This is a genomic window from Pseudomonas sp. 3JA, from assembly GCF_036961705.1.
Classification (GTDB): domain Bacteria; phylum Pseudomonadota; class Gammaproteobacteria; order Pseudomonadales; family Pseudomonadaceae; genus Aquipseudomonas; species Aquipseudomonas fluorescens_Q.
Genome location: NZ_JBAMDJ010000008.1, coordinates 142,309 through 156,311, shown reverse-complemented (window position 1 = coordinate 156,311; position 14,003 = coordinate 142,309). Strand labels below are relative to the sequence as shown.

Sequence of the window (14,003 nt, the reverse complement as noted above, 5' to 3'; positions counted from 1 at the left end):
TTAGAACGTCACTCCAGCGACCAGCACGATATTGCAGTACGGAGAGCACTCGCCTGTGCGAATGATCGCCCGCGCCTGCCGGCTGATGATCTTGAATTGTTCATGGCTGACCAGCTCTCGCTCGCCCAACGCACCCTCGGCATGCAGTGCTTCCAGGGTCGTCAGCGCCGACGGTTGTTTGTCGAGGATCTCCTCGGCCAGGACATGGCTTTCCACCTGCATTTCGCTGAGCACCACCTTCAAGGTACTGACAAAGTCAGGAATGCCATGGGTCAGGGCCAGGTCGATCAATTCGACCTGAGGCGGCACAGGCAGGCCGGCATCACCGATGACCACCTTGTCGCCATGGCCCAGGGAAGCGATCAGTCGTGACAGTGCCACATTCAACAACGGCGTCTTTTTCATGATTTGAAAGCCTGTACTTCCAACAACGTGGGGATTGAAGGCTGCGCGCCCGCGCGGGTGACCGACAGCGCGGCGGCGGCCTGGCCGAAACGAATCGCGTCGACCTCGCTTTTGCCACTCGCCAGGGCTGCCGCGAAGCCGCCGACAAAGGTGTCTCCGGCCGCCGTGGTGTCCACTGCCTTGACCCGCGGGGCCGGGAAGTGTTCGAAGCTGGCGCCGTTGGCGAACATCAGCCCCTGGGCTCCCAAGGTGACGATCACCTTGCCGGCACCGGCGGCGATCAAATGCGCGGCGGCGGCTTCGGCGGTTTCCAGGGAATCCACCGCCAGCCCGCTCAGCACCGCGGCTTCGCTTTCATTGGGAATCAGGTAGTCGATGCAGGCGTACCAGTCGGCGGGCAACGTATGGGAAGCCGGCGCCGGGTTGAGGATGACGATTTTGCCCAGCTCACGAGCGCGCTTGAGGGCATGACCGACGGTGGCATCCGGCACTTCGAGCTGGCAGATGATGACATCGGCGCTTTGCAGCACTTCATCGACACTGTCCAGGACCTCGGCGGTGAGCGCACCGTTGGCACCGGCAACGATAACGATCGCATTCTGGCTATTGTCGTCGACGACGATCAGCGCCACGCCGCTGGCCCCCTCCACCACGCTGACCGCTTGGCAGTCGATGCCCTCGGCCAACAGCCCGCCACGCAATTGTTCGCCGTAGGCATCATTGCCCACGCAACCGACCATCGATACCTCGGCGCCCAGGCGCGCGGCGGCCACCGCCTGGTTGGCACCCTTGCCGCCCGGGATGGTGGAGAAGGACTCGCCGATCAGTGTTTCACCACCACGCGGCAGACGCGGCGCCCGGGTCACCAGGTCCATGTTCAGGCTGCCTATTACCACTACTTTTGCTGGCATACATCACTACTCATCAATTCGGTTCAGCGGTATTGGGCGAATGTGCCGGACAGCGGCGCAGTCGACTCTCGCAGGACAATACTTGGCGTCACGATCCGCTGCTCGGTGGCAAGGCCCGGTGTCGCAATTCGCCGCAGCAGCACTTCGGCCGCCATCTCGCCGAGCTGCAGGATCGACTGCCCTACCGTGGTCAATGCCGGGTAGACATAACGGCTCATCTGGATGTCATCGAAACCGATGACCGACAGTTCGCTGGGCACGCGCACATTGCGTTCAGCCGCGGCGCGCAGCACACCGATACCGATCATGTCGTTGGCCGCAAAAATCGCGCTCGGCGGCTGCTGTTCAAGCAACTGCGCAGCGGCGCGGTAGCCGCCGGTACTGGTGAAATCGCTCTCGAGCATGCGTTCGACAGGCAGCTCGATCCCGGCCTCTTTCAGCGCACGGCAGTAACCGGCCAAGCGCATTTGCGCCACGCTGGTATTGGCCGGGCCACCGATGAAGGCGATATCGCGGTGACCCAGCTCAAGCAGGTGCCGGGTCGCCAGGTACGCACCGCATTCATGATCGATGCGCACCAGGTCTGCGTCGACACCCTCGAGCCCACGGTCGACGATCACCATGGGGGTGCGCACGTTGGACAGCCCCTCGGCCAGGCCGACATCACCGCCGGCGGACGCGAAAATCAGGCCGTCGATGCGTTTTTCCAGCAGCACCCGCAGGTAGCTGCGTTGCTTGTCCGGGTTGTCGTCGGAGTTGCACAGAATCACGCAATAGCCGTTGCGCTCACAGTAGTCCTCGATACCCCGGGCCAACTCGGCAAAGTAAGGATTGAGGCTGTTGGGCACCAACAGGCCGATGGTCGCCGTGGTCTTGGCCTTGAGCGACCGGGCCACGGCGCTTGGCACGTAGTCCAGGCGCTCGATGGCCGCCTCGACCTTGAGCCGCACTTCCTCGCTGACCGGCCGCGTCTTGTTCACCACGTGGGACACGGTGGTGTAGGAAATCCCGGCGAGCGCTGCTACATCCTTGATCGTCGCCATGGTTCAGCCCCGCCGACTGGCGCGCTGGCTGCGATAGGTATCGAGCACGACCGCCACCACGATCACCGCACCGGTAATGATGCGCTTGGTTGGCTCAGTGGCGCCGATCTGCGCCAGGCCCGCCGCCAGCACGGAGATGATCAGCACGCCAAAAAAGGTGCTGATGACCGAACCGCGGCCACCCATCAGGCTGGTACCACCGATGACCACGGCAGCGATGACTTGCAGCTCAAGCCCTGAACCGGCGTTCGGATCCGCCGCTTCCAGGCGCGAAATCTGGAACAGCGCGGCCACACCGGCCAGCAAGCCCATCAGGCTGAATACCAGGATCTTGTAGGGCTTTGGATTGATACCGGCCAGGCGCACGGCTTCTTCATTGGTGCCGATGCCGATCAGGTAGCGACCGAACACGGTTCGGGTCAGCACGGCCTGGGCAATGAAGATCACCAGCAAGGCGATGATGAATGAAGGTGAGATACCAAAGGCGATGGGATTGGACAGCCAGGCGAACGAGTCGCCGATGTAGGCAGTCCGGGAGCCGGTCATCTGGTACGCCAGGCCCCGGGCCATTTCCAGCACACCGAGGGAGACGATGAACGATGGGATCCGCCACGCCACGGTAATCGAACCGGTGACCGTACCCGCCAGCGCCGCCACGGCCATGCCGAGCAAGGCCGATGGCCAGACGCTCCAGCCCCAACCGAGCACGGCCACGCTGACCGTCGATGCCGCCAGCGCCAGCACCGAGCCCACCGACAGGTCGATGCCACCGATGATCAGGATGAACGTCATGCCGACCGCCAGCACCATCAGGTCGGGAATCTGGTTGGCCAAGGTGCTGAAGGTGTCATAGGACAGGAAATGGCTGCTCAGCGCCGAGAACAGCGCGATCATGGCCAGCAGCGCGCCAGCCAGGCCCAGGTAGGTCCCGAGGCCATAGAAGTTGCCACTCGATTTGCCGACGGCAGGTGCGGTTTTCATGAAAGATCCCTAGGCGCTGCTTCGTTGAGCAACGCATCACGTTTCTGGTAGCCGGCGAATGCGGCGGCAAGCAAGTCATCCTGGGTCCAACTGTCGCGCTCGAAGGTGTCGATCAGGCGCCCGGCGGACAGCACGCCGATCCGGTCGCAGATCAACATCAGCTCCCGCAGGTCGCTGGACACCACGACCAGCGCCTTGCCCTGGCGAGTCAGCTCGCCGAGCAGCGCATAAATGTCGAATTTGGCGCCGACGTCGATACCACGGGTCGGCTCATCGAACAACATGACCGCGCAATCGCGTTCGAGCCAACGCCCGATGACCACTTTCTGCTGGTTGCCGCCCGACAGCTCGGACACCAACTGTGTCGGGCTGGAACTGCGGATGCGCATGGCATCGACCTGCCGCTGTGCCAAGGCCAGTTCGGCATCGCCATTGACCAGGCCGGCGCTGGAAATCTCCGGCATGTTGCCCAAGGCAATGTTGGCGGCGATGGATTGGGTCAACAGCAGGCCTTCACCCTTGCGGTCTTCGGTGATCAACGCAATGCCATGGGCCACCGCATCGGCCGGGGAGCGAATGCTCACGACCTGGGCCGGCGAACCCAGCGCTACCGTGCCACTGTCAGCGGTATCGGCACCGAAGATCAGCCGCAACAGTTCGGTGCGCCCTGCCCCGATCAGGCCGGAGATACCGAAGATCTCGCCACTGCGCACTTCGAAGGACACGTCGCGGACCTTGTCGGAGCGTGTCAGGCCTTTAACCGTCAGCGCCGGCGCGCCGATCTGGCGTGGACCCAGGTCGATATGCTCACCCAGCTCCCGGCCGACCATCAGGGTCACCAGTTGCTCGCTGTTGTAGTTGGCCATCGGCTCGACGCAGACCAGGTTGCCGTCACGCAGCACGGCAATGCGCTGGGCGACCCGCGCCAGTTCTTCGAGGCGATGGGAAATGTAGATGATCGATACGCCGCGAGCCTGCAGACGCGTGATCTGTTCAAAGAGCATCTCGACTTCGCGGGCCGTCAGCATGGCGGTCGGCTCATCGAGAATCAGCACATGGCAATCGCCAATCAGGTTGCGGGCGATCTCGACCATTTGCTGGTGACCGATCCCCAGTTCGCCGACCAACGTGTCAGGATCGATTGCATCGAGCCCCACCTGGGCCATGGCCTCGATGGCCGCCTTGCGCAATTGCTTGCGGCTGATCCAGCCGCCGTGACTGGGCAGGTTGTCGAGGAACAGGTTCTCGGCCACGGACAGGGTCGGCAGCAGGTTGAGTTCCTGCATCACCATGCGCACGCCCAGCTCTTCAGCCTGGGTCCGGCTGCCAGGACGGTAATCCTGCCCCTGAAATTGCATCTGCCCGGTCGTCGGCGTCACCAACCCGCCGATGATCTTGGACAAGGTGCTTTTGCCGGCGCCATTTTCGCCGGTCAGCGCCAGCACTTCACCGCGCATCAACGTCAGGTTGATATCGGTCAGTACCGGCTGGGCATAGGTCTTGCCGATACCGCTGACGCACAGGACAGCGTTCGGGTCGCGAACGGACATAACAAACTCTCCAATGCACTCGCCCGAATGGGCGAGCACCGTTGTGTCGCCAGGATAACTACTTGGTCACCAGCTCGACCGGAGTTTCGATAACGCCGTTGGTACCGCTGTCGACTTTTTCGCCCTTGAGGATCTTCAGCGCCGTCTCGATGCCGAACACGGCCTGCTTGGCGGCGAACTGGTCGGCCGTCGCCAGGACACGACCGTCTTTGAGCATTGGCTTGATGGCGTTGATGTTGTCGTAGCCGACCACCTGCACCTTGCCCGCCTTGCCCGCCGCGCGCACGGCCGATACGGCACCGACCGCCATGCTGTCGTTACCGGCCAGCAGTGCCTTGATGTTCGGGTATTCGCTGAGCATCGACGCGGCAACCTGGTTGCCCTTGTTGATTTCCCAGTCACCCGATTGCAGGGAAACGACCTTGACCTGCGCCGCTTCCATTGCATCCTTGAAGCCTGCGGTGCGTGCCTGGGCATTGGTCGTTGTGGACACGCCTTCGATGATGCCGACTTCGTCACCGGCCTTGAGCTGCTTGGCCAGGTACTCGCCCACCAGGCGCGCGCCTTTGCGGTTGTCCGGGCCTACGAACGGCACGTTGATGTTCTTGCTTTTGACCACGGCCGGATCGAGCTGGTTATCGATGTTGATCACCGTGATGCCAGCGTCCACGGCTTTCTTGATCACCGGCACCATGGCCTTGGAATCCGCTGGCGCGATAATCAGGGCATCGACCTTGGACACGATCATCTGCTCGACGATGCGGATCTGGTTGGCGGTGTCGGTTTCATCCTTGATCCCGTTGGAGATCAGGTCGAAATCGGCGGAGTGTTCCTTCTGATAAGCCTTGGCGCCGTCTTCCATGGTCAGGAAGAATTCGTTGGCCAGGGATTTCATGACCAGGGCGACCTTGGGCTTTTCTGCGGTCTGGGCGAATGCCGAGGAGATAGGCAGCGCAGCGGATGCGGCCGCGAGCATGGCAACAGCGAGAAGGCGTCCAGCGAATGGCAACTTCATGGGTTCACTCCGATCTTATGATTATTGTGAGCAAATCAATGCACGGAACGCCGCGCAAACGTTTGCGTGAAGTGAACTATGGTAAGGCTTCGCAGATTTGTCAACGTTGCGGTTTGATCCGCAACGTCGAGGCTCAGGCCGTTGTATTGACCACCGAACCCGAACCGCTACCCTTGGCCAGCTCCGTGACCAGATGACCAGTGACTTCCAGCAAAGCGCCACTGGTGTCGGCGATCTGTCCCTGGACGGCCATGACCGCCGAAGTCTTGGCTTCCTCCGTTGCATAGTCTCGTGCCTCTGCGGCGGCCAGTTGCTGTTGCTGCTCCCTGAGCTGCTGCTGAAGCTCTTGCATCCGCTTGAGCAGCACCTGCACCGCCACGCTCTGGGTGCTGCCGCCCTCCTGCGCCTGGTCGGTTGCTTCCGCGCCCGTACCCGTACGGACTTTGCCGGGCGTTTGCGTCTCGCCAAAGGCCTCATCGACGGCCTCGGCACTCGCCTCGTTCAAGGCCTTCAGGGTAGCGGTGGATTGACCGCCGATGGTCACGGCCGCCGCATTGGGAAAGCCGACTGAAAATGACATGACAAAACTCCATGGATGGGATTCCTACGCAGGACATCGCCCGCCGAAGCCATTTCTTTAGCGCTCGCGCAAAACCGTCACAGGCCAGAGCGGTTGATCCACCTGTTTATGCCAGCCAATAAAAAACTCCCTTCTCCTACACCAAAACGAAAAAAGTGCTGTCAGACGATTTTCTTGGATTTTAAGCAGTTGCGTAATTGCCTACGGTCAAATACTGTATGCACGTACAGCTTAATAAGGATAATTCTGTGGCCACGCCCTCCGCTGCAACTACCCCCTTAGATTCCTATACACGACTCGGCCTTCGGGTCTCGAAAATCATCAACGCCCCCACCGCGCAAAAAGCCAAGGCCGCCCTGATCTTCCGTCTGCCTGACGAGCCGGTGGATGAGTGGGAGCGCCTGTTGGAAGAAATCGACGAGAACGACAACGTGACCCTCGCCTATCGCGATGATGGCGGTGTGCAGGTTTTCTGGGTCGTGCCGAAGGAAGATTGAGCCTGATGAGTGTTCGCTGTTTAGCTTTTTTGCTTGTGTTTATCGCGATGGGCGCACAAGCCGGTGCGCCGCGCACCTTCAACGAAGCCAAGAAAGTCGCCTGGAAACTCTACGCACCACAATCCACCGAGTTTTACTGTGGCTGTAAATACACTGGCAATCGCGTGAACCTGGCCGCCTGCGGTTATGTACCGCGCAAGAATGCCAGCCGCGCCGCTCGCATCGAGTGGGAGCATATTGTCCCGGCCTGGCAGATCGGCCATCAGCGTCAATGCTGGCAACAAGGGGGTCGCAAGAACTGCACCCGCTATGACCCGGTCTATCAACGGGCCGAGGCCGACCTGCACAACCTGGTGCCCAGCATCGGGGAAGTGAATGGTGATCGCAGCAATTTCAGTTTCGGCTGGTTGCCTGTGCAGAAGGGCCAGTACGGCTCATGCCTGACCCAAGTGGACTTCAAGGCCAAGAAGGTCATGCCCCGCCCTTCTATCCGGGGCATGATCGCCCGGACCTATTTCTACATGAGCAAACAATACGGCCTGCGCCTCTCGAAACAGGACCGGCGCCTGTATGAAGCCTGGGACAAGACCTACCCGGTCGAAAGCTGGGAGCGTCAGCGCAACCAGAGCGTGGCGTGCGTCATGGGCCGTGGCAACGAGTTCGTGGGGCCGGTGGACATGAAGGCCTGCGGCTGACCTCACACTCGTGAACAGCTCCCACAGGTTTTGTGGCTTGGCTGACTTTTTTGGGTTGCCCGATTATTGGGCCGTCGGGTAATCCACCACCAACGTCTCGATGTTGCGTTTTTTCGCCCGGACCAGGGCAGCCGTCACCTGTTCCTGCTTGGCTTCGGCCTCAGCCTTGGAACTGAAAGGACCGACCAGGACGCGCTCCTTGCCGTTCTCCCGCACCACGTTCGACATGAAGCTGTGTTCGATGAGCCAGCCGGTCAGGTCGCTGACCGCCTGCGGCGTCTGGCCACGAACCTCGACGGCCCACTGCGGCGCGGCAGCGGCGGCCGGTGCGGAGGTCGCTACGGGTTTGGGCTTCGGTGCTTCGACGTCACGCCCTTCACCGCATCCTGCCAGCACCAATACCGCAATAACCCAAGCCAATTTGCGCACAACGTTTCCCCCGGAAGACATGAGGCACGGATTTTAGCACCCGTGCCCTTCAAGATCGCCGCAAACAGTGCTCAAAACACGAGAATCCTGCCCGGCGTCTCTGTATAGTCGCACCCTGGGAATTAATGCTGCGTCTGCACGTCAGAAAGAGGCACCCACATTGTGACACTTAGCACTAATCTATAAGCAGTACCGACATCTGCACTGTCTGAATCAGGTGCCCTATAAAGTAATCAAGGAGAACACCATGCTGATACTCACCCGCAAAGTCGGTGAAAGCATAAACATTGGTGACGACATCACGATCACCATTCTGGGCGTTAGCGGCCAACAAGTCCGGATCGGCATCAACGCCCCGAAAAACGTTGCGGTGCATCGTGAAGAGATTTATCAGCGTATTCAGGCAGGCCTTACCGCCCCTGACAAACCGCAAACTCCCTGAGCCTTGCTGCAGTCCGTAGCCAGCCCGTTTGCATCGTCGCAATGGCTGGCTAAAGATTCTGGTCGACCGTGCCTCACCCTGCCCCCATCTTTTTTCGTCCAGCCCGTTGAACCGATACTAATGACATGGCGCTTAGCATGGCTGTCAGACGTTTCGTTTTAATGATGACGAAGCAGGCGTTCGCGGCCGGTCAACCCAGGCTCACGCCGCGCGCCATGCCCGTGGCGGCGATCACCATCAGGATCAGCAACAAAGCTTCGATGTGACTGATCCGTGCAAACCGGCCGGCTTTCGAGGGATCGATCGCAGCCCCTTTGCCCAGCGCCATCCGCCATTTGATCAGGGCGATCATTGGCGCGATTTCAAGCAACAGGATCAGCAGGAACAAGGTCATCTTCAGGTGAAACAGCGGTTGGTGCAGGTAATAATCCGTGCCTTTTTCGTACCCACCAAACGCTCGCAACCCACCAGTCACCAGCAGCACCAGCGCCGACAGCCCCCACAGGTTGTCCGCCATCAGCACATTTCGAACCGCATCCACACCACCCGCCAGGCGTCGTAGCGCCGTGCCGCGCGTCAGCACCGCCCAGAACCCGAGGGCGAACGCCAAAAGATGTATTGCCGCCAGAGACCAATGAGCCAACATGGAAGAGCCCTGTCAGAGAACGTCGAATCGACCTGACAGTACTAGCTCATAAAGGAATGATTGCCAGGCTGAGCACAAAAAATTGTGGGAGCGAGCTTGCTCGCGATGGCGGTGTATCAGTCGGCAACAATGTTGCCTGACATTCCGCTATCGCGAGCAAGCTCGCTCCCACAGGGGTACGGCGAGCTTTAGAATATCTTAGTCCGCCAAACGCCAGGTCGTCCCGCCCTTGCCGTCTTCCAACACCACGCCCATGGCGGTGAGCTGGTCGCGGATGCGGTCGGATTCGGCCCAATCCTTGTTGGCGCGTGCAGTCAGGCGCGCCTGGATCAACGTCTCGACTTCGGCGGCGTCCACGCGGCCTTCGGCACCGGCCTGCAGGAAGTCATCGGCTTCGAGCTGCAACACACCCAGCACACTGGCCAGTTCTTTCAGGCGAGCCGCCAGACCGGCCGCCGCATTGAGATCACTCTCACGCAGGCGATTGATCTCACGCACCATCTCGAACAGCACCGCGCACGCTTCCGGTGTGCCGAAGTCATCGTTCATCACTTCGGTAAACCGTGCGACGAACGCTTCGCCACCGGCCGGCGGCACGCTCGGCAGGCCTTTCAACGCATGATAGAAACGCTCCAGGGCACCCTTGGCGTCCTTGAGGTTGTCTTCCGAGTAGTTGATGGCGCTGCGGTAGTGGCTCGACACCAACAGGTAACGCACGACTTCCGGGTGGTACTTGTCGAGCACGTCGCGGATGGTGAAGAAGTTGTTCAAGGACTTGGACATCTTCTCGCCGTTGATCCGGATCATGCCGCAATGCATCCACGCATTGGCGTAGGTCTTGCCGGTGGCCGCTTCGCTCTGGGCGATTTCGTTTTCGTGGTGCGGGAACTCCAGGTCGCTGCCGCCACCATGAATGTCGAAGGTCTCGCCCAGGCAGCAGGTGGACATCACCGAGCATTCGATGTGCCAGCCCGGACGCCCGGCGCCCCACGGCGACTCCCAGCTCGGCTCACCCGGCTTGGCGCCCTTCCACAGCACGAAGTCCAGCGGGTCTTCTTTCGACTCGTCGACTTCGATACGCGCGCCGATGCGCAGGTCTTCGATCTTCTTGCGCGACAGCTTGCCGTAGCCCATGAACCTGGCGACGCGGTAGTACACGTCGCCATTGCCCGGTGCGTAGGCGTAGCCCTTGTCGATCAAGGTCTGGATCATGCTCAACATGCCAGGGATGTGGTCCGTGGCACGGGGCTCCAGGTCCGGCTTGAGGATATTGAGGCGCGCCTCATCCTCGTGCATGGCCTTGATCATGCGCTCGGTCAGCGCATCGTAAGGCTCGCCGTTTTCGCGGGCACGGTTGATGATCTTGTCTTCGATGTCGGTGATGTTGCGCACGTAGGTCAGGTCATAACCGCTGAACCGCAGCCAGCGGGTCACCAGGTCGAAGGCGACCATGCTGCGACCGTGACCAATGTGGCAGTAGTCGTACACGGTCATGCCGCAGACGTACATGCGGACCTTGTTGCCATCCAACGGCTTGAAGACTTCTTTGCTCTTGGTGAGCGTGTTGTAGATCGTAAGCACGGTGTTTCCTTAAGACTTGATCACTGGCCCCACGAATCACGCAGGGTCACGGTACGGTTGAATACCGGCTGACCTGGTTTCGAGTCCTTGATATCCGCGACGAAGTAACCTTCGCGTTCGAACTGGAAACGGTCTTCCGGCTGTGCATTGCCCAACGAGGGTTCAGCACGACAACCGGTCAGCACTTGCAGTGAGTCAGGGTTGATGTTGTCCAGGAAACTCGCGCTGTCTTCGGCCTTCTCCGGGTTCGGAGAGCGGAACAGGCGATCGTACAGACGCACTTCGCACTCGACGCTGGCGGCGGCCGGCACCCAGTGGATCACGCCCTTGACCTTGCGACCTTCCGGGTTCTTGCCCAAGGTGTCGGGATCGTACGAGCAACGCAGCTCGACGATGTTGCCGTCGGCGTCCTTGATCGCTTCGTCGGCGCGGATCACGTAGCTGCCGCGCAGACGCACTTCGCCGTTCGGCTCCAGGCGCTTGTAGCCTTTTGGCGGCTCTTCCATGAAGTCATCGTGGTCGATGTAGATTTCACGGGCGAACGGCAGTTTGCGCACGCCGAGTTCTTCTTTTTGCGGATGACGCGGCAGTTCGAGGTTTTCGACCTGGTCTTGCGGGTAGTTGGTGATCACGACCTTCAACGGACGCAACACGCACATGGCGCGCGGGGCATTCGCATCCAGATCCTGACGGATGCTGAACTCGAGCATGCCGAAATCGACCACACCGTCGGAACGGTTGGTGCCGATCATCTCGCAGAAGTTGCGGATCGACGCCGGCGTGTAGCCGCGACGACGGAAGCCCGACAGCGTCGACATGCGCGGGTCGTCCCAGCCGTTGACGTGCTTCTCGTCCACCAGTTGCTTGAGCTTGCGCTTGCTGGTGATGGTGTAGTTCAGGTTCAGGCGGCTGAATTCGTACTGGCGCGGGGTGGCCGGCACCGGCAGGTGCTCGAGGAACCACTCGTACAACGGACGATGGCTTTCGAACTCCAGGGTGCAGATCGAATGAGTGATGCCTTCGATGGCGTCCGACTGGCCGTGGGTGAAGTCATAGTTGGGGTAGATGCACCATTTGTCGCCAGTCTGGTGGTGATGGGCGTGGCGAATGCGGTACATGATCGGGTCACGCAGGTTCATGTTCGGCGAAGCCATGTCGATCTTGGCGCGCAGCACCCGAGCGCCGTCCGGGAACTCACCGGCGCGCATACGGGCGAACAGGTCGAGGTTCTCTTCCACGCTGCGATCACGGAACGGGCTGTTCTTGCCCGGCTCGGTCAGGCTGCCACGGTATTCCTTGGCCTGCTCGGGGGTCAGGTCGCACACATAGGCGTTACCGGCCTTGATCAGTTCCACGGCCCAGTCGTGCAACTGGTCGAAATATTGCGAGGCGTAGCGCACCTCACCGGACCATTGGAAACCCAGCCACTTGACGTCGCTTTCGATCGCGTCGATGTATTCCTGATCTTCCTTGGCCGGGTTGGTGTCGTCGAAACGCAGGTGCGTGACGCCGCCGAACTCCTGGGCCAAGCCGAAATTCACGCAGATCGACTTGGCATGGCCGATGTGCAGGTAGCCGTTGGGCTCTGGTGGGAAGCGAGTGACGATCTGTGTGTGCTTACCCGAGTCCAGGTCCGCCCGGATGATCGGGCGCAGGAAATTGACCGGCACGGCCGGGCCGGTCTTGGAATTCGAGGTAGGGTCGACAGTGGGCTTGCTCATAGGATCCTTGAACAGACAAGTGCGCGGCCGGGTGCGGCCTGATAAATCAAAGCCCGTATCATAGCCGATGCTGTCAAGCACCTGACAGGCCAGGCCGGCAAACGATTGAATTTAATCGACGGCCTGATGAAAAACAGCCTCGAAATTCGTGCCCGGCACGCTAAACTGCCCTGCCTGGCCGATTACAGCCAGACCGGTTGCGGGCAGTGACGCCCCGAAACCCACGAATTCCTTGAAAGAGTACCGACCATGAGCAAAGTCAAACTGACCACCAACCACGGCGACATCGTCCTGGAACTGAACGCCGAGAAGGCACCGATCACCGTTGCCAACTTCATCGAGTACGTCAAGGCCGGCCATTACGAAAACACCGTTTTCCACCGTGTCATCGGCAACTTCATGATCCAGGGCGGCGGTTTCGAGCCAGGCATGAAGGAAAAGAAAGACAAGCGCCCAAGCATCCAGAACGAAGCCGACAATGGCCTGCCGAACAAAAAGTACAGCGTTGCCATGGCCCGTACCATGGACCCGCATTCGGCCTCCGCACAGTTCTTCATCAACGTGGCGGACAACAGCTTCCTCAACCACAGCAGCAAGACCACCCAGGGCTGGGGTTATGCAGTGTTCGGTGAAGTGATCGAAGGCACCGACGTGGTCGACAAGATCAAAGGCGTTTCCACCACGTCCAAGGCCGGCCACCAGGACGTCCCGGCAGAAGACGTGATCATCGAGAAAGCCGAGAAAATTGAGTGATATTGCTGATTTCAGACTTGCATCTGGAAGAGGAGCGCCCGGACATCACCCGGGCGTTTCTGGATTTACTCGCCACACGCGCCCGCTCGGCGCAAGCGTTGTACATCCTGGGCGACTTTTTCGAAGCCTGGATCGGCGACGATGCCATGACGCCGTTCCAGCGTTCCATCTGCCAGGCCCTGCGCGAATTGAGCGACAGCGGCACGGCCATCTTCCTGATGCACGGCAATCGCGACTTCATGCTGGGGCAGGCCTTTTGCAAAGCGGCCGGCTGCACCCTGCTCAAGGACCCGAGTGTCGTGCAGTTCAATGGCGAGCCGGTGCTGCTGATGCATGGCGACAGCCTCTGCACCCGCGACGAAGGCTACATGAAGCTGCGGCGCTGGCTGCGCAACCCGGCCACGCTGTTCGTCCTGCGGCACCTGCCCCTGGGCAGTCGCCAGAAACTGGCGCGCAAACTGCGCAGCGAAAGCCGCACGCAGACACGCATGAAAGCCAATGACATCGTCGACGTCACGCCCGAAGAAATCCCGCGGATCATGCAGCAATACGGCGTGAAGACCTTGATCCACGGCCACACCCACCGCCCTGCCATCCACAAGCTGCAACTGGGCGAACACGCCGCCCGGCGCATCGTGCTGGGGGATTGGGACAAGCAAGGCTGGGCGTTGCAGGTGGATGAACAAGGGTTTGCGTTGGCGCCGTTTGGGTTCGCCCCGCCGCCGCTGCTGCCTGCGCCTCACCCAACCTGAAT

Annotated in this window: 16 protein-coding genes; 5 read left to right on the top strand and 11 right to left on the bottom strand. The window is 60.6% G+C overall.

Annotated features, from left to right (window positions below; all coding sequences use genetic code 11):
- The 7 genes from rbsD to V7773_RS08805 all read right to left on the bottom strand — a co-directional run bounded on the left by rbsD (position 1) and on the right by V7773_RS08805 (position 6,485).
- Positions 1 to 405, bottom strand: a complete 405-nt coding sequence (rbsD, locus tag V7773_RS08835; RefSeq protein ID WP_092348268.1) for a D-ribose pyranase — start codon at positions 403 to 405, stop codon at positions 1 to 3.
- Positions 402 to 1,316 carry a ribokinase gene (gene rbsK, locus V7773_RS08830; RefSeq protein ID WP_336073051.1) on the bottom strand — a complete coding sequence of 305 codons (915 nt, stop codon included), beginning with the start codon at positions 1,314 to 1,316 and terminating at the stop codon, positions 402 to 404. Before rbsK ends, rbsD begins: the two co-directional genes overlap by 4 nt.
- A gap of 23 nt (positions 1,317 to 1,339) precedes the next feature.
- Positions 1,340 to 2,359 (bottom strand): LacI family DNA-binding transcriptional regulator, encoded by a 1,020-nt coding sequence (locus tag V7773_RS08825; protein WP_092144384.1) that lies wholly within the window; start codon positions 2,357 to 2,359, stop codon positions 1,340 to 1,342.
- A 3-nt stretch (positions 2,360 to 2,362) separates the two neighbouring features.
- Positions 2,363 to 3,340 carry an ABC transporter permease gene (locus V7773_RS08820; RefSeq protein WP_092144381.1) on the bottom strand — a complete coding sequence of 326 codons (978 nt, stop codon included), beginning with the start codon at positions 3,338 to 3,340 and terminating at the stop codon, positions 2,363 to 2,365.
- On the bottom strand, positions 3,337 to 4,890 hold the full coding sequence (locus V7773_RS08815) for a sugar ABC transporter ATP-binding protein (protein WP_092348262.1): 1,554 nt from the start codon (positions 4,888 to 4,890) through the stop codon (positions 3,337 to 3,339). Before V7773_RS08815 ends, V7773_RS08820 begins: the two co-directional genes overlap by 4 nt.
- 58 nt (positions 4,891 to 4,948) lie before the next feature.
- The gene (locus V7773_RS08810; protein WP_092222647.1) at positions 4,949 to 5,905 is read right to left on the bottom strand and encodes a sugar ABC transporter substrate-binding protein; all 957 of its coding nucleotides are present in this window, start codon (positions 5,903 to 5,905) and stop codon (positions 4,949 to 4,951) included.
- 133 nt (positions 5,906 to 6,038) lie between these two features.
- Positions 6,039 to 6,485 (bottom strand): hypothetical protein, encoded by a 447-nt coding sequence (locus tag V7773_RS08805; protein ID WP_336073050.1) that lies wholly within the window; start codon positions 6,483 to 6,485, stop codon positions 6,039 to 6,041.
- A gap of 197 nt (positions 6,486 to 6,682) precedes the next feature.
- Between V7773_RS08805 and V7773_RS08800 the strand changes: the two genes are divergently transcribed.
- Together V7773_RS08800 and V7773_RS08795 are read left to right on the top strand one after the other, a co-directional pair.
- Positions 6,683 to 6,982, top strand: coding sequence for a DUF1654 domain-containing protein (locus V7773_RS08800; protein ID WP_170862015.1), 300 nt, complete (start codon positions 6,683 to 6,685; stop codon positions 6,980 to 6,982).
- A gap of 5 nt (positions 6,983 to 6,987) precedes the next feature.
- On the top strand, positions 6,988 to 7,677 hold the full coding sequence (locus V7773_RS08795) for an endonuclease (RefSeq protein ID WP_043042288.1): 690 nt from the start codon (positions 6,988 to 6,990) through the stop codon (positions 7,675 to 7,677).
- Positions 7,678 to 7,740: 63 nt separating this feature from the next.
- On the opposite strand, the gene V7773_RS08790 is transcribed toward V7773_RS08795, so the two are convergent.
- Positions 7,741 to 8,106, bottom strand: a complete 366-nt coding sequence (locus V7773_RS08790) for a penicillin-binding protein activator LpoB (RefSeq protein WP_092348256.1) — start codon at positions 8,104 to 8,106, stop codon at positions 7,741 to 7,743.
- Positions 8,107 to 8,353: 247 nt separating this feature from the next.
- Between V7773_RS08790 and csrA the strand changes: the two genes are divergently transcribed.
- The gene (gene csrA / locus V7773_RS08785) at positions 8,354 to 8,548 is read left to right on the top strand and encodes a carbon storage regulator CsrA (protein WP_003179932.1); all 195 of its coding nucleotides are present in this window, start codon (positions 8,354 to 8,356) and stop codon (positions 8,546 to 8,548) included.
- Positions 8,549 to 8,738: 190 nt separating this feature from the next.
- Here the strand turns inward: csrA and V7773_RS08780 are convergent, their stop codons facing one another.
- From V7773_RS08780 to V7773_RS08770, 3 genes are all read right to left on the bottom strand, one after another.
- The gene (locus V7773_RS08780) at positions 8,739 to 9,194 is read right to left on the bottom strand and encodes a DUF2214 family protein (RefSeq protein ID WP_336073048.1); all 456 of its coding nucleotides are present in this window, start codon (positions 9,192 to 9,194) and stop codon (positions 8,739 to 8,741) included.
- Between the two features lie 198 nt (positions 9,195 to 9,392).
- Positions 9,393 to 10,775 (bottom strand): cysteine--tRNA ligase, encoded by a 1,383-nt coding sequence (gene cysS, locus V7773_RS08775; RefSeq protein ID WP_063320386.1) that lies wholly within the window; start codon positions 10,773 to 10,775, stop codon positions 9,393 to 9,395.
- Between the two features lie 20 nt (positions 10,776 to 10,795).
- Positions 10,796 to 12,496: a glutamine--tRNA ligase/YqeY domain fusion protein gene (locus tag V7773_RS08770; RefSeq protein WP_336073047.1), complete on the bottom strand. Its 1,701-nt coding sequence runs from the start codon at positions 12,494 to 12,496 to the stop codon at positions 10,796 to 10,798.
- Positions 12,497 to 12,745: 249 nt separating this feature from the next.
- Here V7773_RS08770 and V7773_RS08765 point away from each other — a divergent pair, with 249 nt between their 5' ends.
- Together V7773_RS08765 and lpxH are read left to right on the top strand one after the other, a co-directional pair.
- Positions 12,746 to 13,249, top strand: coding sequence for a peptidylprolyl isomerase (locus V7773_RS08765; protein ID WP_336073046.1), 504 nt, complete (start codon positions 12,746 to 12,748; stop codon positions 13,247 to 13,249).
- Positions 13,246 to 14,001 (top strand): UDP-2,3-diacylglucosamine diphosphatase, encoded by a 756-nt coding sequence (gene lpxH / locus V7773_RS08760; protein WP_336073045.1) that lies wholly within the window; start codon positions 13,246 to 13,248, stop codon positions 13,999 to 14,001. The genes V7773_RS08765 and lpxH overlap by 4 nt, the downstream gene beginning before the upstream one ends.
- The last annotated feature ends 2 nt before the right edge of the window (positions 14,002 to 14,003 follow it).